Origin of the sequence: Halodesulfovibrio marinisediminis DSM 17456, assembly GCF_900129975.1 — a bacterium.
GTDB classification, from domain to species: Bacteria; Desulfobacterota; Desulfovibrionia; order Desulfovibrionales; family Desulfovibrionaceae; genus Halodesulfovibrio; species Halodesulfovibrio marinisediminis.
On the sequence record NZ_FSRG01000005.1, the window covers coordinates 24,548 to 40,710 of the forward strand.

Below are 16,163 nucleotides of genomic sequence, written 5' to 3' on the forward strand. Positions count from 1 at the left end.
TAGTCCGGATAACTACGGGTTAATCGTTTCCTACGAGTTCCATGGCCTGTTCGACATCCCAGTCTTCATGCACTACGCCGCGAAGCGCTTTAACGAGCATGGCACTGTTTTTGTGCTGGAAGACGTTACGGCCAACGGAAAGACCGGCACCACCAGCGCGGACAGAGTCGTGAACCATGGTGATGAATTCGCGGGTGGAGTTCATTTTTTCGCCACCGGCAATAACAACAGGTACACAGCACGCTTCAACTACGCGTGAGAATGAATCAATGTCACCAGGGTAGGAAACTTTTACGATGTCTGCCCCTAATTCTACAGCAACACGGGCACAGTGGGCTACGTTTTTAGCGTCGAATGGATTGTGGATGTGCTGGCCGCGTGCGTACATCATAGCGAGAAGCGGGATACCCCAGTCGCTTGCTATAGCGGAAACTTTGCCAAGGTCAGCAAGCATTTGGCTTTCTGTTTCGTCACCAAGGTTAACGTGAACAGATACGCCGTCGGCGCCGTGTTTAATTGCATCTTCTACCGTAGCAGTAAGAGTTTTTGCGTTAGGGGAGGGAGAAAGAGAAGTAGAGCTTGAAAGGTGAACTACAAGTCCTACGTCGCGTCCGCCAGCGCGGTGGCCACAGCGAACGAGACCTTTGTGCATCAGTACTGCATCCGCGCCGCCTTCTGCAACGTTACTGACAGCTTTACGCATGTCTACAAGTCCATCAATCGGCCCTACAGAAACACCGTGATCCATAGGAACAATGATTGTTCGTCCGGTGACTCTGTTGATGATGCGCTCCATGCGGATCTTCTTGCCAATTTCCATCGTATTCTCCTTAGCGTGTTCTCAGTAAAGCAATCACCCGTAAGTTCGAATGCATTGTTGTTAGCATTATGCAGCAAAAAACTGTTCTTGTTTTGCTTGCCCGATCTTTTATCAATCTTTGGGCGTTTGGCATAGTTGCTAATTGAGCATTTTCTTAACAGGCATCAGGTGTTGTTTTGGGTTTGGCCGCCACAGCTTGCGCATAAAAAAAAGAGCCGCAGGCTGTGTGCCCGCGGCTCTTGAGTTTTCTAGTTGGTGATGAATTCGCTTACAAGAAGGCACCAGAAAACCGGCCACGGGCTTTGCCATAGCTAAAGAAAAACCAAAAATAAAAGTTGGTTTCGAAAGAAGCTGGTTTGGCAAAGATTGCGTTCATGGTGTTTCTGATTTCCTTTACAAGTTTGTTAAATTCGATACGGAAGAATAGGTACGAGAGGCGATTTCTGTCAATACGAAATTTTAATTTTGTGATGATTGTGTTAAGTTTTGCACCTAATATTTTGAATTAAAAAGATATAAAATCGCTTAAGTATTAAGGGAGGCTCTTTGGGAACGGAATTCGGATAAGAAATGTCTTTTTTGCTTCCAAAGTGCTTCTTACATTATCTGGTAAGAGCGTGCGCTCTTACCAGATATTTTTGTGGATACGGGACGTATCGAATCTGTTCTGAGCTTTGAGATCCTGGTCTGGATATCCAAGTACGATAACTGCCAAAGGCACAGTTGATTCAGGGGCTTTAACAAGGATACGTGCTGCTTCAACACGATTTTCTTCAGGCCAGAGACCACACCAGACAGCACCCAGGCCTTCACTGTGTGCGGCAAGAAGTAGGTTTTGGATAGCTGCAGAGCAGTCGAGCATCCAGTTGCCCGGATATTTTTCAACACTACGATCGCCGAGTACCATGATGGACAACGGAGCCTTGGCAGCCATTCCGATGTATGGGCTGAGCTTAGCTGTTTTTTCAAGTTGAGCTTTGTCGTCAATGACAACGAACTGCCAAGGTTGTTCGTTGCCAGCACTTGGAGCAGCCATAGCAGCTTTGAGCATAGTGTTGATTTTTTCTTCGCTGACAGCTTCATCGGTGAATTTGCGGATAGAGCGACGGGTTGCAATGGCTTCTAATACGTTCATGTTTTCTCCTGAAGAGTGATTGTAGTTAACGTTGCTTCTTGGAGTATACCATAGGAAGGCAAGAGACTTCCCAGTACTTTTGTATAAAATTTAGCTTCCACTGCGTCGTACTTTATGCTGAGCCGACTATGCCTTGATGAGGGGGGCAATCTAAGATGCGGAGAGTATTCAAAAAGAAACTGGTATTTTTAAGGGACGCTTTAGGGTGTTGGATGTTATGTAACGAATTATTATTGCAGGAATAGTGCAGATAGTAACTTATTGGTGAAATGGCCATAAGTGATTCAAGTCTGTTTTCCGAAGCGGGAGTATTTATTTTTATCGTTCGCAGCTTCTAACGTTAGGGCAGGGAGAAACTATGACGCAGGGAGTCCGGATAGAATCTGATTCAATGGGTAATATTGAGGTGCCTGAGGATTGTTACTGGGGTGCGCAGACGCAGCGTTCGTTGCAGCACTTTGCTATTGGAGCAGAACGGATTCCGCTGGAGGTTATTATTGCTCTGGCGCATATTAAAAAAGCTGCTGCACATGCCAATGTAGAGCTTGGAGTCCTTTCGGAAGATATTGGGCACCTCATTATCGAAGTGGCTGATGAAATCTGCAACGGCGGGCATGACGGGCAGTTTCCGCTTCATGTATGGCAGACAGGCAGCGGCACCCAGACAAATATGAACGTGAACGAGGTTATTGCTAACCGCGCCAATGAAATAGCGGGCAGTCCATTGGGGAGTAAGGCTCCTGTGCATCCCAATGATCATGTGAATCGTTCACAGTCTTCCAACGATGTTTTTCCAACTGCAATGAATGTGGCGGCAGCCATTGCTATTGAATATTATTTGGTGCCTGCCATTGAAGAACTTGTTCGGACGCTTGAGGAAAAAGCAGAGCAGTGGGCGAATGTTCCTAAGTTAGGACGTACTCATAGACAGGATGCAGTTCCAATGACTGTGGGGCAAGAGTTTTCAGCGTATGCACATCAGCTTGAGGCTGGGCTTGATCGGCTGGGACAGGCGCTGCCGCAGTTACATTCTTTACCGCTTGGCGGCACGGCTGTTGGAACTGGGTTGAATGCGCCCAAAGGATTTGCAGAACGTGCCATTGGGCATCTTGCTGAATACATCGGGATTCCATTTATTCCGATGGAAAATGCATTTGCAGGGCTGTCATCAAGTGATGACATTGTTGCTGCATCTGGTGCAGTTCGCACTCTTGCATGCAGTTTGCTCAAAATTGCAAATGACATTGCCATGCTTTCTTCGGGTCCTCGTGCAGGCATAGGTGAATATGTCCTCCCTGCAAATGAACCTGGTTCGTCCATTATGCCGGGTAAAGTGAATCCTACCCAGTGTGAGGCTCTGTCCATGGTTTGTGTACAGGTTATGGGGTTGGATTCTGCATTGTCCTTTGCTGGATCACAAGGTGTTATGCAGCTTAATGTGTACCGTCCGTTAATGATCCACAATCTTCTTACATCAATCCGTTTGATTACTGACTCTACTCGTATGTTTACACGATACGCTGTGGAAGGACTTGAATTGAATTATCGAAATATTGAAGACTATCTGTCTTCATCTCTTATGCTTGTGACAGCGCTGACACCGGTAATTGGGTATGACAAAGCTGCTCAGATGGCTAAGAAAGCCTACGAGCAGGATAGGACGCTCAAAGAGGTTGTTCTTGAAGATGGGCTGCTTGATGAAAAAGAATTTGATGATGCTATGAACTATATGCGGATGGCGAAGCCGCATAGCGAGTAATAGGAAGTAGCTTAGATATTCAAAGGGGAGCGCACTTTCTGTAGGTGAGTGCAGTTTCCCTTTTTTTATGCAGGTGGTTGATAGAATGTGAATTAAAGCTGTGCAGAGAGCGCTTGTCGAAATGTGTCGTGTTGGGCAGCGGATAGTTACGGCGTATGGGAGGTGGGGCTCTTGCGCTAGAGATGTGGCTGAAACTGTAACTGGCGAGCGTTATAAAAAAAAGAGCAAAAAAAAAGACCCGCTAAAAAGCGGGTCATTAATTTCAAGTGGTGCCGCGACACAGAATTGAACTGCGGACACGGGGATTTTCAATCCCCTGCTCTACCAACTGAGCTATCGCGGCACGACGAGGAATGTATCTACAGGAAGGCGGACATTGTTGCAAGTAAAAATTTGCGACCATCTTCATGAAGATGGTGCCGCGACACAGAATTGAACTGCGGACACGGGGATTTTCAATCCCCTGCTCTACCAACTGAGCTATCGCGGCACAGGTGGAAGGTTTAGAGAAAGTCCGGCTCGTTGGCAAGCACTTTTTTAAAAAAAGTGCATTTTTTTTATAAAAAGCCAAAAAACACAGGCGGAACGCTCGGTCGCAGTAGTGTAGACGGTTGCAGGTTACAGTGCGACTGTCTGCTGTGGTGCGCTCACTCCTTCAATAAAGTCTTCACCGAATCGAGTTGTAAGCAGCCGTTCGAGTGCTGCGATCATTTCTGGATCGTAGAAGTTCTCCATCTCTTTCAAGATGTCGAGAGACTTGGCAACGGATAATGCAGGACGGTACGCCCGAGGTCTAATAAGTGCACAAAATGTGTTTGTAAGCCCGAGTAACTTAGCTGGAGGGATAATATCGTTCCCTTTCAGATGTTCTGGGTATCCGGAACCGTCCATTTTTTCGTTCATCTGCGTTACTGTTTCTACAACAGGTAGACCGAAGTCGATATTGCCGAGAACTTCTTTTGCATGCAAAGCATGTTTTTCCATTTCTATTTTTTCTTCAGGAGTGAGTGCACCCGGCTTAAGCAGAATTTCACGTGGCACAAAGAGCTTACCAATCTGAGAAAGGTTTGCTGCTGCCTCAATAGTGGAAACTTCTGCATCGCTCATGTTTAAGCTGCGGGCAAGTTCAATAGAAAGGGATTCGAGCATGCGGGTATGACCGCCAAGGTATGGGTCAATATGCTCAATGGTGCTTGCCAGCGCTGTAATGGTTTGCTGTTCTGCCAGTTTGCGTTGTTCTTCAGCTTCAACTGCGGAGGTGATGTCGCGGAATACGGATACGATACCGTTCAGTTTCCCTTCACCGTCAAAGAACGGTGCCTTGGATATCTGCATGATGTAACGCTGTGATTGAAGGAATATTTTTTCTGTAATGGTAATAGGCTGTTCGGACATGTTTACAAGCTGGTCGGAAGAGGCGAGGCGGTTTGCAGTTGCGTAGCCGAAGATAGCGGTGTCATCTAACCCGTTCATATCTTCAACATTACGTCCTACCGCTTTAGCAAATGCAGGGTTCACATACTGATAGATGCCATTATTGTCTTTAAGGGCAATGTAGTCCGGAATGGTATCGTTAATGGAATCAAGAAACATTTTCTGTTCTTTGATTGTCATTGCCAGTTCTCTGAAGTTATTGGCAATTTTTTTGTTATCCTGAGATACCAGCAGCCACCAAAACAGGAACAGGAACAGGGTAAACGCACCGATGGTAAGCAGCGCAATAACAATAGTGGTCTGAATTGTGTCAGTTAGTTCAGCACGCGCTACGTTGTAATCAATTTCTTCAATAACCCACCAGTCGATGTTTGGAACTTTGATCCCGTATGAATATCCTTTTGCAGTAGTATTCAGGGTTGCACGCAAAGAGAATGGCAGGATGTCTGCATCAATTTTACCGAATGAAGGTGGAACGGCTGCAATTCCTTCAGGTTTCCACGGGAGAATATCCTGCAGGGTTCCGTTCTGTTTTTGAATAAGGTGTGTTGTGTTCCCTTGTGTTGCAAGAGGGGAGCTGGAAATTATCTCTGTAATCTTACCAGAGGCAAGTTTTGAAAGCATGAGAACAGAGATAGGTTTCGTGTATTCTCCTTCAAATTCCGGCGGGAAAATAGGGAGGAACATGTCAAATACAAGGCCGTTACTGCTGTTACGAACGGTAGAGAAGTGTACTGTAGGGTTTTTCAGTACATCATTTACCATGTTGAGCTGTTCTTGCGTCAGTGCAGTAACGTTGGCATTGGTGGCAATGTAGGTCTGACCGAAGCGGTTGATGATTCGACCGTCGGAAAATCCTGCATAGCTTGAAAATTCTTCAAGCAGGTTGCGCATCATAGGTAGCTGCTGCGCTAGGGAAGAGTCATCTGCCTGTGTGGCTTCTTCTGCGTAAAGGCTTCCGATATTTTCACCCAGCAAGTCAACTTCTGAAGCAAATAAGCGGAACAGGTCGGCATTAATGAGTCTGTCGCCTTGTTCTACCATTGCTTGCAGCCAGTTGTTTATGCTTTCCAGACGTGCTGATGCCAGCAAGGTCTGCTGTTTTTCAAGGCGCTTTGTAAGCCCTACTTCTTCATTTTTGATATGGATAAAGGATATGAAGGCAGAGATCACAACAATAGCGGAAAGCACAGCGATGCCGAACCATTTTAGACGAGAGCGTTTATCCTGCGTAACGGGAAGCTCATAGTCATTCTTTTTAGTAGGCATTTTCAGCTCCGGGATCATTTTTTCGGCTTGGAAGCCGGTTGATTTTTCTTCACCGGGATGTGTGCCCAGCGATTAGTTTCATTTACAGAAAACTGCGGTACATAATGTGAGAACTTGGAATGCGAGAGCACCAGTTTGGTTTGGTTGTCGAGCACCCATGCATCTCCATCGTGGTATACAACGAGCACTGCATGTCCAAGACGTCGGATATTGTCCATAAGGGCGACAATTCGCATTGAGCTTGCCGGTATCCCTAGTTCTCGTAAGGCATAGTACTTGGCGATAGCGTAATCCTCACAGTCTCCCGATCGCGTTACGAATTCGGGGGGTGATGCCCAGTACTCCCTTTTTCCCCAGTTTTCTTTATCAAGGCGATATGGCCACTTGTTAAAATAGGCGTTGACCTTGCGTAGTTGCTGCATACGTGGCGCGGAATTTATTGTAGATTTAAATTCCTTCCAGCGTTTCCGCTGGTTTTTTCCTGACGTAGGTAGTGAATTTGAAAGAAATAACTGCTTATGGGCAGCCATCTTGTCTACGATTCGCTGCCACCGTGCCAGCGTTTTATTTTTCCCCCTCAATTCCATCGTACGAAAGAGGCGGATTTTTCCGTTTTTATCTTTAAGTGGACCTGTACTAGGTGCAGCCTTCTTTTGTCGCTTGGGCCTAGTTTTTTTTACAGGAGGGGGCTTAAACAGCATACGGAATGCTGACTTTTTCTTTCCCTTGGAAAGTGATGCCCCCTTTGTGCTGATTTTGGGTCTGGATTTATTCGTCTTCGATTCTGCGGACGCTTGTAAACACTGTGTTGCAAGAAAAAAGCAACAGACTATGCAGACAAGCGTTACACAACAAATTGTCGAATGTTTCCAGTGACGCAATTACCGTTCTCTCAAAGCGTTTTGTTTTGCCTTTAAAATTGGCTTCAGCAGATAGTCGAGAACAGACTTCTTGCCTGTTAAAATATCAACGGAAGTTGTCATACCGGGAATAATAGGCAAGTTTTCTCCCCGATACACAATAGTATTGGTTTTTGTACGTAGTTTTACAAGATAAAAACTTTCTCCGCGCTTATCTTCGATTGTATCAGCACTGATTTGTTCTACGGAACCTTCAAGTCCGCCGTAAATAGAAAAGTCATATGCTGTAATTTTAATCATCGCTTTTTGTCCGGGATGCAAAAACGCAATGTCAGCAGGTCGTACTCGTGCTTCAACAAGCAAGGTGTCATCAAGCGGAACAATTTCAAGAATAGTGTCACCCGGTCTGATAACACCGCCCAATGTGTTTCTTGCAATCTGTTTAACTGTACCACGTACAGGGGCACGTAAGTCAGTACGCGTTACACGGTCATGACCGGCAGCCATTGCTTCTTTAAGAGAACGCATTTCAACGCGACGCTGGTTGATTTCGCGGTGTGCTTCATTTTTGAACTCTGCAACGCGTTGCTTTGTCCGTTCTCCTGCCTCTTCTGCTGCTTTGCGGATTCGTGGAATAGCAAGCGACAGTGCTTCAATATCACCTTGAAGCTGGATTAGTTGTTCTTCAAGCTGGAGGTAGTCGATTTTAGGATATACGTTTTTTTCCATGAGCGGACGGGCGATGTCGCGGCGCTGCTTAGCAATTTGACGGCTGGACATAAGCTGCTTGCGTTTACTGATCATCTCCTGAATTTCTTGATCTCGTTGGAATTTTTGCGATTCAAGCACACTAAGCTCTGTTTCTAGCTGCATTTTGCGAGCTTTATAAATGGCAATCTGGTCAGCAACCATCTGTGGAGCTTCTTGTGTTAATTCTTCAGGGTAAACAAGCGGTGTATCATTTGCCTCAGCCATGAGGCGGATAATAGCGACCTTATGCTCAAGGGATTTTGTTTCTGCATCACGAACAACACTTTCAGCTTGCTTGTTGTCGATACGTGCGAGAATTTGATTTTTATCTACAATCTGTCCTTCAGTAACAAGTAGTTCACTCAGAATTCCGCCTTCAAGGTTCTGCAGTTCCTGAATTTTTCTTGAAGGCACAACGACACCTGTGCCACGTGTTACTTCGTCAAGAATTGCAAAATGTGCCCACACTAAGAATGCGGCAAAGACAAGGACAATAAATACGGAAAGAAGGTATGCTTTCGGATGACCGCGGTGACGCAGGGCAGCATCAACTTCGCTCATGAATTCAATATCTTCATTCTTATAATGATCTTTCTTCATGATGCCTGACTCCCTACGCTGCCCTCGTCGGCGCTCTTTTGATCTGGTCTTTTTTCAACGCCTCAAGGACTGCAGCTTTAGGTCCGTCAGCCACTATTTTTCCGTTATCCATAACAATAAGTCTATCTACAACGTCAAGCATGCTGAGACGGTGTGTAATAAGAAGTAGGGTTTTACCTGGGACAATATGCGCCAGTTTTTGTTTGAATGCGTGTTCGGAACCGTTATCCATGTTGGAGCTTGGTTCGTCCAGAATAATGATATCTGGATCAGTCAGTAAAGCGCGGGCTAGTGCGATGGATTGTCGTTGCCCACCGGATAGTGCCATACCGCGTTCACCAACCTGTAAGCCGAAACCGGCTGGGTTGGATTGAACAAATTCCGTTACACCGGCAATAGAAGCGGCTCGAAGAATGGCGTTTTCATCCGCTTGCGGGTTACCGATAGCAATATTGTCACGTACGCTACCGTAGAAGAGATAGTTGTCCTGAGATACATAACCAGTTCGAGAGCGTAGGTCTGCAATATCCATTTGGCGGATATCAACCCCACCAAGTTTTACAGCGCCTTCAGTAGGGCGGTATAAGCCGACACAGAGTTTGCCTAGAGTGCTTTTGCCGGAGCCCATCCTGCCAATGATACCTACCCGTTCGCCCTTGCGGATTTTTAAATGAACATCTTCAAGTGCAAAGCGTTCCGCGTTGGGATATTTGAAGGAAAGTGAGTCAAATGTGAGTGATGCATCAAGTTTTTCATAGCTGATGCCTGTGTACTCGTTTTGTGCTTCTGTAGGGAGCTGCATGATAAGGTCAAGGGACTTTAGTGCCATGCGTGACTGCTGCATACGTGAGAGCATTCCCGCAATCTGGCTGAGTGGCGCCATGGCGCGGCCTGCAAGAATGTTACAGGCAATTAGTCCCCCCATAGTCAATTCTCCATCGCTGATGCGGTACACACCATATACGATAATGAAGACTGAAACAGCCTGTGCTGCAAACATGGTGAAGGTCATAGAGAAGTTTGCAAGGCGTTTTGCCTGGTTGCTTGACTTCGCGCTCATGCCTACAACTTTTTCCCATAGCTGTTGCATGTGGCCTTCTGCCATACTGGTTTTTACTGTTTCGATACCGTTGATTATCTCAATAAGTAGAGCATGTTTCTGTGCGCCCTCTTTATAGCCTGATTCAACAGCCCGTTGAAATGGGTACTGCAACAGTATGCCAACAAGAATAACTATCGGGACAGCAACGGCTGGAATAAGTGCCATTGGCCCACCGATGAAGTGGATGAGTCCAATAAACAGAAATAGAAATGGTAAATCTATGATCGCCAGCAAGGTTGTTGAGCTAAAAAATTCTCGTAGCGATTCAAATTCACGCAGGTTGTTTGCCATTGTGCCTGTGGAATCCGGCTTGTCATCAAGACGTAGTGCCATAATATGTTGCATCAGTCGTGAGGCAAGAATTACATCTGCGTTTTTTCCTGCAACGTCACAGAAGTAGCTACGCAGGTTACGGAGCATAAAATCGAAAAAAAGAGCAATGCCGATACCGCTGGCAAGTACCCATAACGTATCTACTGCGTTGTTCGGGACTACCCTGTCATACACGTTCATAAAGAACAGCGGGGAAGCAATGGCAAGTAGGTTGATGATGATGCTTGCGAACCCTACGTGTCTGTAGATTGGGAAGAAGTAAAGTACGGTGTCCCAGAACCAGCGTTTTGTTTTTAAGAGCTTGAGTTCGCTGGCTCGTTTATCGAGACGTCCTTTTATTTGACCGAAAATGACGTAGCCTGCGAATTCTTCCTCAAGCTTGTCACGCAGAACAGAAATTGGCGCATTGTTCATTTCTGGAAAAATAACTTTCGCATGTGTTTCTGTAAGCGATGTGAGTACTCCTGCTCCCTTATTTTTGAGAAGAATAATACATGGCAGGGTCAGGGTAGAAATTTCGGCAAGGGTATTACGACGTACAGCTTTGGCGTGCATACCAGCCTGCATTGCTGCACGTAGGCATGCTGATGTGTGTGATGACTGTGTGCCATGCTCAGGAAGTCCCGCTTTTAGTTGCTCAATTGTGAGCGGCTTACCAAGCAGGGAAAAGAGATGCACAAGGGATCGTAAAAGAGGTGACTCGTAATCAACATCAGATGGTAACGGAGCGTCAACTTGTGTTTTGCGGTCTGTTGGAGGCTGCTGAGTCATTTTTTCTGGGGTGGGCTTTCTTTTTGAAATAGTTTGTTCAACTTTTTCTGGAGCAGAAGCTTGAATTGGGTTTTGCGGAGGCTGCGCCTTATTGTCTGGTTTGGACTTCGCGGTAGCCTTTGATACAGGCTGGTTGAGATTAGAATCGCTCATGAGCACTCCCTATATTCATACTTCCAAGTTTGGTTACAAGGAAATACTAATAACGTATGGTAATGAATCTTTATATTCTCCCATAAAATCTTATAGAAGTATAGACAATACAATAGTGCACCCCGTGCTCATGATGAAAGTTTCAACATGGAAAGAATAGTTAGGATGATGTGGTAAAACGTGTAAGATAATCATATGGTAACAAAAGAAATCTCGCTATTAATTAGCTGTTTTTTATTCAGATTATTATAATGTGTATAAACCGCTTTTTTAGTATGGGAGGAGCGTCCTCAGCAGTTTCTTTTCGTAAAAATTTGTATGAGCTTTCGTGGGCTAGAGTAAGTCTGGTAAGACGTTGTGACTTTAAGTCTTTACCTAAAAAACTGTGTTTTTGCGGGATGATGAGTTTTTGATAGGATTGAATATAGTGCAAAAGCTGTTTTTTCTTGAGAAGTTATGTCTAACCGCGTATACGCAGGAAGTTATAAGCACGACTTTGGGGGGAACATACAATTTCGTGCTTGTTTACTAGGGGGCTTGCTTGATTACGAGCAAGTGAGTGTGTGAATGAATTAGGAGTGGTTTAATGAAAAAAATTTACGCGCTGTTAGCAATGACCGCTGTACTGTTTGGATGTGCAAGTGTTGCTTCAGCTGAAATTTCACTGAAGGATTCTGTTCTTGCGACATTAAAAACTTATCCGCGAATTGCTGCGCTGGAAAGTCAAAGTAAGGCTGCAAAGCAGGATAGTAGATCTGCATGGGGGGGATATCTTCCAGACGTTGATGCAACAGGTTCCTATGGACCGACACAACATAGCAGCGTTTCAACTCGTAATAATGGAACAGAGTACATGTGGCGTGGGGCCTTCGAGGGTGCTGTTTCTATTACTCAGCTCATTTATGATGGTCGTTTTACTCAGAGCCGTGTTGAACGCACCGAAGCTGCATATCAATCTTCTCAAAGCCAGATTTTAGATGCTGCCGAACGGTTCGGCCTTGATGCGGTTATTGCTCACCTTACAGTTATTCGTGATAAGGCTCTTGTTGAGCTTGCAGAAGATAATGCACAGCAGTACCGCGATATCCTTGCTTCTATGCAGGAGCTTGTAGATGCAGGTGGTGGTAGCGTTGCTGACCTTACTCTTACTCAGGGCCGTCTTGCTCGTGCGCTTGCAACACTTGCGACACAACGTAGTGAGTTAGAAATTGCTATTGCTCAGTATAAGCGTTTGACAGGTGTTGAGCCTGAAGGTCTTATGGATGTTGAAATTTCCGATGCTGCACCAGTAGATATTGAAACTGCTTTGATGCGTATGCGATCTGAAAACCCGCGTCTTGATACTCGAAAATACGAGATAGATGTGGCGCAGGGTCTTATCGATGAGCGTGAATCATACTACTATCCACGAATTAGCGGTAAAGGTTCCTATAACTATACTGAAGATATGCAGGGTGTAGATGACTACGCAACTGATTTTCGTTTCGCTGTAGTCGGGTCATGGAATTTGTTTAATGGTGGCAGTGACCTTGCTGATACTCGTGCTGCAGTTGCACGTAAAGAGAGTGCACGTGAAGATTATCGTGATACCATTGATGATCTTTACCGTCAGGTTGCTTCAACATGGAGTGAACAACAGGCTGCATATGATCAGGTAGAACAGTACAACAAGGCTGTTGGGTTTAACGTTGAAACACGCGATGTTTATGCACAGCAGTTTACCGTTGGCCAGCGCACTTTGCTGGATGTTCTTGATGCAGAGAACGAGTTATTTATTACTCGTGGACGCCTTGTGACCTCAAAGATTAATGTGCTTATTGCATCATACCGTTTGCTAGCCCTTGGTGGCGGTCTTGTTTCCTCATTTGATATTGAGGCAACTGACTACATTTCTATGGCAGAATAATACTAAATAACCAGAGTGTCCAAGAGAGGGGGGAGAGTAAATCTCTCCCCTCTTTTTTTTGTATACGTTGCAAGGAGAGTGTATGGAGTTGTGTAACGGAAAAGATGTTGAAGTCTATGCAGGAGCTTCAGCACTTAGTTTTGATTCATATTTTTCCGGAGCAGAAAGACGTATCCTTCTGCATGCTGCAATTTACAACCGTTTTGCAGATAATCCTGCGGTGAGTAGTGCGCTGGAGACGGCGTTAAGCCGTGGTGTGCAGGTTGAGGTGGTTATCTTGCCTGTCTGGCGTGATATTGTGTGGATGGATGCTGCTTGCCATTTGGTGCGCCCTGAGGGAGAGCGTTCTGATATGTTGATTAAGGCGAACGTTTCACGAGAATTATTCGGTTGCCTTGCGAAAAAGTATCCACAGCAACTTACAATGTACGAAGCCCTAACATTCCCGGCGCTTCCTTTGGTAGTTGTTGATAATGTTATTTTATACGGACAGTACGCGCACTCACAAGTACTTGCACCGGAAGGCTTTTGGACAAAGGTACATGCGCCAGTAGAGTTGCTGTTGTCGCTAAGTGAATTTGTAAAAGCTCGCACAGAAGGCAATGCTTATCATTCTGAATTTGAAGGGGAGCGAGAAAGAAAATGCTTTTGTGAACTGACCCTACAGGAGCGTGCATCGTTCCGGCTTCTTCAGGAATGGACAGCAGCAAAAGGTGATGTGATCACCTTTTAGGTTTTTCTTGTTCAGCAAGCGCTCTTGGGAGTGTTAAGCGAAACAGAATGCCGTCTGAGCGGTTTTTTGCTGTAACTGTTCCTTGATGTTGGTCGGTAACTTTAGAAACAAGCGCAAGCCCTAACCCTGTTCCGGGGATATTTTCGCCTTCAGCGCGGGAGAAGGGTTCGAATATTGAAATAAGTTCAGAGGGGGTAAGTGTTCGATAGAATGAGTTAAATATTTCAACACTGACTGTCTCTACGTTTGAGAATGTGGTAATTCTGATAGTTCCATTCTCAGGTGAGAATTTAAGTGCATTTGCCATAAGGTTACTCAATGCGAGTTTTACCATTGGGTAGTTGCAGGTAATGACGCAGTCGTGCGAATAGGTTGCCTGCACTGAAATGTTTTTTCGTTCAATAATCGGAGAATTTCTTCGCAGTAGACGTTGCATTGTGTCTGTAAGGTCACATGCTCCTATTTCGCCGATTTGGCTATTCACGTCCATCTTGGAAAGTTTTAGAATTTCTTCAACCAGTCTATCCAACTCTTCCACTTCATTTCGAATAGAATTTAAGTGCGTAATGACATTGTCATAGTTGTGTTGTTTACAGCTTAGATGTGCCAGCTCTTCAGACATTTGGATTCGAGTGAGCGGGCTGCGCAATTCGTGTGAGATGTTGGCCGTAAGTTCGTGCCGGAAGCGTGTCATCTGCTCGAGGTTGTCAGCCATTATATTGAATGTGCGTGAAAGGCGTCCTACTTCATCGTCATGTACAGGGGTTATGCGTTCGGAAAGATCACCAGTAGCAAAGTTGATGACTTTTGTTTCAAGCTCCTTAAGTGGACGTAACGTGCGTTTGATTAAGGGAAGGACAATGATTCCAATCAGAAGACCAGTTATTACTGTTGGGAAAAGGCAGTCGATAAGTATTTTGTGCAAAGACCAGCTTGGTTGTTGGACAATGACAATTTTCCCCTTACCGTTCCATAGTGAAATTGGAAAGATAAGAGCTTGTAGTTCCTCAGTTTCCTGAGAGTAGAAATGCCCAGCTTGGATATTTTCTTTAACTCTTTTTAACGCGAAAAGCGTATGTTTTGGAATGACGGTTTTCGGACTGGTTATGATAGCATCATTAGGCGTAATGACCCACAAGTAGTCAGCTTGCAGTATCTTTTGTAAGTCTTTGAGGACGCTGGAGATATCTTTTTGGTTTTCTGCATGTTCAGCGTGCGGAACAACATTTAGACGAGCAAATTTGGTTTCGAGCAGCGTCGAGATCATCGGGATAGAGCGGAGGATAAACCGCTCTGTGTCCCGATGCACTGTTACGAAGAGGATTACGTAAGTTGTTAAGCTGAGCGTAAGAATTAAAATAAAGGTGGTTGCCAGCTTAGCAGAAATAGACTTAACTTCCATTAATCACTCAGGAACATGTAGCCTTTGCCCCACACTGTTCGGATGCGATGAGCATGCTCGTTGTATGGTTTTAAGATGTTGCGTAATTTAGAAATATGCACATCAATGCTACGGTCGTATGCATTGAATTCACGTCCCCAGACCTTTGTCATCAAGTCATCACGGGAAAATTCGTGGTTTGGGCTGCGCATAAGTTCTGCCATGAGCTTTGTTTCAGTTGGAGACAAAGTTATCTGTTCATTTCCGATAATAAGGATTTGTCTGCTTGCTTCAAGTGCAAGGCCTGCACATTCAATTTGATGAGAATTAACTTTAGCTGTGCTGTTGTCGAAACGGCGTAAAATAGCTTTAATACGAGCTAGCAGTTCACGAGGGTTGAATGGCTTTGAAAGATAGTCGTCTGCACCCAGTTCAAGACCGACAATTCTGTCAGCGTCGTCGCCGCGAGCAGTGAGCATGATGATCGGAACCGTAGATTCGGTGCGGATATCACGAAGGACTTCAAGACCGTCTTTACCAGGCAGCATGACGTCGAGAATAATGAGGGACGGGGCAAGGTTACGGATAGTAGAAAGTGCATCGTGCCCATTGAGAAGGGAAACGACGTTAAAGCCTGAATTTTCTAGATATTCAGTTAAAAGATCTTGCAACTTCGCATCGTCATCGATGATCAGGATTGTTTGTTCCATGGATAGTGCACTTGTTTATGTTGTTTCGTGTAGTTAACACGCGTTCTTTAAGGAAACACCAATGTTGGGGTAGGGAACCGACTGCTAAATTTACTTTTGTAAAACAGGCGTTAGCGAATGTCGGAGGACAACATTAGTTAGCAAGTGTAAATTTACGTTATTAAACGTCTTCTGATAACAAAAAAAGAGTGCGATATGCGCTCTCATGTGATGATTGAAAGTAGTCGGTTATCAGGTAAATTGTTTTTGGGTTATATAAGAAAAAAGTATAGAAATAAATACACAAGCTGCAATTGTATTAAAAACGTTGTAACGTAAGAATATAATTATATCTTATGAGTTAATAAAAAAATGTGCTGCGTAATTGTCTTACCTTTATGTCATAACTCTTTTTGTTTCAATGGGATACAGTTATAGTTGTAAGTTCAAGGTAAGGATTGGTCGATA

The 16,163-nt window shown here is 44.9% G+C and carries 11 protein-coding genes and 2 tRNA genes; 3 read left to right on the top strand and 10 right to left on the bottom strand.

What is annotated here, in order from left to right:
• Nucleotides 1-19: 19 nt before the first annotated feature.
• Nucleotides 20-820 (bottom strand): 2-amino-3,7-dideoxy-D-threo-hept-6-ulosonate synthase, encoded by an 801-nt coding sequence (locus BUR09_RS08260; RefSeq protein ID WP_074216482.1) that lies wholly within the window; start codon nucleotides 818-820, stop codon nucleotides 20-22.
• Nucleotides 821-1,445: 625 nt separating this feature from the next.
• A complete protein-coding gene (locus BUR09_RS08265; protein ID WP_074216483.1) occupies nucleotides 1,446-1,955 on the bottom strand; it encodes a nitroreductase family protein in 510 nt (169 codons plus the stop codon).
• A gap of 358 nt (nucleotides 1,956-2,313) precedes the next feature.
• On the opposite strand from BUR09_RS08265, the gene fumC reads away from it, so the two are divergent.
• Nucleotides 2,314-3,714 (top strand): class II fumarate hydratase, encoded by a 1,401-nt coding sequence (gene fumC, locus BUR09_RS08270; protein ID WP_074216484.1) that lies wholly within the window; start codon nucleotides 2,314-2,316, stop codon nucleotides 3,712-3,714.
• Nucleotides 3,715-3,981: 267 nt separating this feature from the next.
• Here fumC and BUR09_RS08275 read toward each other — a convergent pair.
• From BUR09_RS08275 to BUR09_RS08300, 6 genes are all read right to left on the bottom strand, one after another.
• Nucleotides 3,982-4,057 (bottom strand) — tRNA-Phe (locus tag BUR09_RS08275).
• A 71-nt stretch (nucleotides 4,058-4,128) separates the two neighbouring features.
• Nucleotides 4,129-4,204, bottom strand: a tRNA-Phe gene (locus tag BUR09_RS08280).
• 128 nt (nucleotides 4,205-4,332) lie between these two features.
• Entirely contained in the window at nucleotides 4,333-6,417 is a 2,085-nt protein-coding gene (locus BUR09_RS08285) for an HD-GYP domain-containing protein (protein ID WP_074216485.1), read from the bottom strand.
• A 14-nt stretch (nucleotides 6,418-6,431) separates the two neighbouring features.
• Nucleotides 6,432-7,118 carry a transglutaminase-like cysteine peptidase gene (locus BUR09_RS08290; protein WP_074216486.1) on the bottom strand — a complete coding sequence of 229 codons (687 nt, stop codon included), beginning with the start codon at nucleotides 7,116-7,118 and terminating at the stop codon, nucleotides 6,432-6,434.
• 180 nt (nucleotides 7,119-7,298) lie between these two features.
• Nucleotides 7,299-8,627: an HlyD family type I secretion periplasmic adaptor subunit gene (locus tag BUR09_RS08295; RefSeq protein ID WP_074216487.1), complete on the bottom strand. Its 1,329-nt coding sequence runs from the start codon at nucleotides 8,625-8,627 to the stop codon at nucleotides 7,299-7,301.
• A 13-nt stretch (nucleotides 8,628-8,640) separates the two neighbouring features.
• Nucleotides 8,641-10,833 carry a type I secretion system permease/ATPase gene (locus tag BUR09_RS08300; RefSeq protein ID WP_084539447.1) on the bottom strand — a complete coding sequence of 731 codons (2,193 nt, stop codon included), beginning with the start codon at nucleotides 10,831-10,833 and terminating at the stop codon, nucleotides 8,641-8,643.
• A 739-nt stretch (nucleotides 10,834-11,572) separates the two neighbouring features.
• On the opposite strand from BUR09_RS08300, the gene BUR09_RS08305 reads away from it, so the two are divergent.
• Complete coding sequence (locus BUR09_RS08305; protein ID WP_074216489.1) at nucleotides 11,573-12,892, top strand: TolC family outer membrane protein; 1,320 nt, start codon at nucleotides 11,573-11,575, stop codon at nucleotides 12,890-12,892.
• Between the two features lie 82 nt (nucleotides 12,893-12,974).
• Nucleotides 12,975-13,625, top strand: coding sequence for a hypothetical protein (locus tag BUR09_RS08310; protein ID WP_074216490.1), 651 nt, complete (start codon nucleotides 12,975-12,977; stop codon nucleotides 13,623-13,625).
• Here the strand turns inward: BUR09_RS08310 and BUR09_RS08315 are convergent.
• Both BUR09_RS08315 and BUR09_RS08320 read right to left on the bottom strand, forming a co-directional pair.
• The gene (locus BUR09_RS08315) at nucleotides 13,615-15,027 is read right to left on the bottom strand and encodes a sensor histidine kinase (protein WP_074216491.1); all 1,413 of its coding nucleotides are present in this window, start codon (nucleotides 15,025-15,027) and stop codon (nucleotides 13,615-13,617) included. The genes BUR09_RS08310 and BUR09_RS08315 overlap by 11 nt on opposite strands.
• Nucleotides 15,027-15,716, bottom strand: a complete 690-nt coding sequence (locus BUR09_RS08320) for a response regulator (RefSeq protein ID WP_074216492.1) — start codon at nucleotides 15,714-15,716, stop codon at nucleotides 15,027-15,029. Before BUR09_RS08320 ends, BUR09_RS08315 begins: the two co-directional genes overlap by 1 nt.
• Nucleotides 15,717-16,163: the final 447 nt, after the last annotated feature.

Bases quoted from the DNA above. Each gene is read 5' to 3' on its own strand.
- BUR09_RS08315 (WP_074216491.1), bottom strand. From the start codon at position 15,027: ATGGAAGTTAAGTCTATTTCTGCTAAGCTGGCAACCACCTTTATTTTA.
- BUR09_RS08310 (WP_074216490.1), top strand. From the start codon at position 12,975: ATGGAGTTGTGTAACGGAAAAGATGTTGAAGTCTATGCAGGAGCTTCA.
- BUR09_RS08285 (WP_074216485.1), bottom strand. From the start codon at position 6,417: ATGCCTACTAAAAAGAATGACTATGAGCTTCCCGTTACGCAGGATAAA.
- BUR09_RS08290 (WP_074216486.1), bottom strand. From the start codon at position 7,118: ATGCTGTTTAAGCCCCCTCCTGTAAAAAAAACTAGGCCCAAGCGACAA.
- BUR09_RS08300 (WP_084539447.1), bottom strand. From the start codon at position 10,833: ATGACTCAGCAGCCTCCAACAGACCGCAAAACACAAGTTGACGCTCCG.
- BUR09_RS08260 (WP_074216482.1), bottom strand. From the start codon at position 820: ATGGAAATTGGCAAGAAGATCCGCATGGAGCGCATCATCAACAGAGTC.
- fumC (WP_074216484.1), top strand. From the start codon at position 2,314: ATGACGCAGGGAGTCCGGATAGAATCTGATTCAATGGGTAATATTGAG.
- BUR09_RS08305 (WP_074216489.1), top strand. From the start codon at position 11,573: ATGAAAAAAATTTACGCGCTGTTAGCAATGACCGCTGTACTGTTTGGA.
- BUR09_RS08295 (WP_074216487.1), bottom strand. From the start codon at position 8,627: ATGAAGAAAGATCATTATAAGAATGAAGATATTGAATTCATGAGCGAA.
- BUR09_RS08320 (WP_074216492.1), bottom strand. From the start codon at position 15,716: ATGGAACAAACAATCCTGATCATCGATGACGATGCGAAGTTGCAAGAT.
- BUR09_RS08265 (WP_074216483.1), bottom strand. From the start codon at position 1,955: ATGAACGTATTAGAAGCCATTGCAACCCGTCGCTCTATCCGCAAATTC.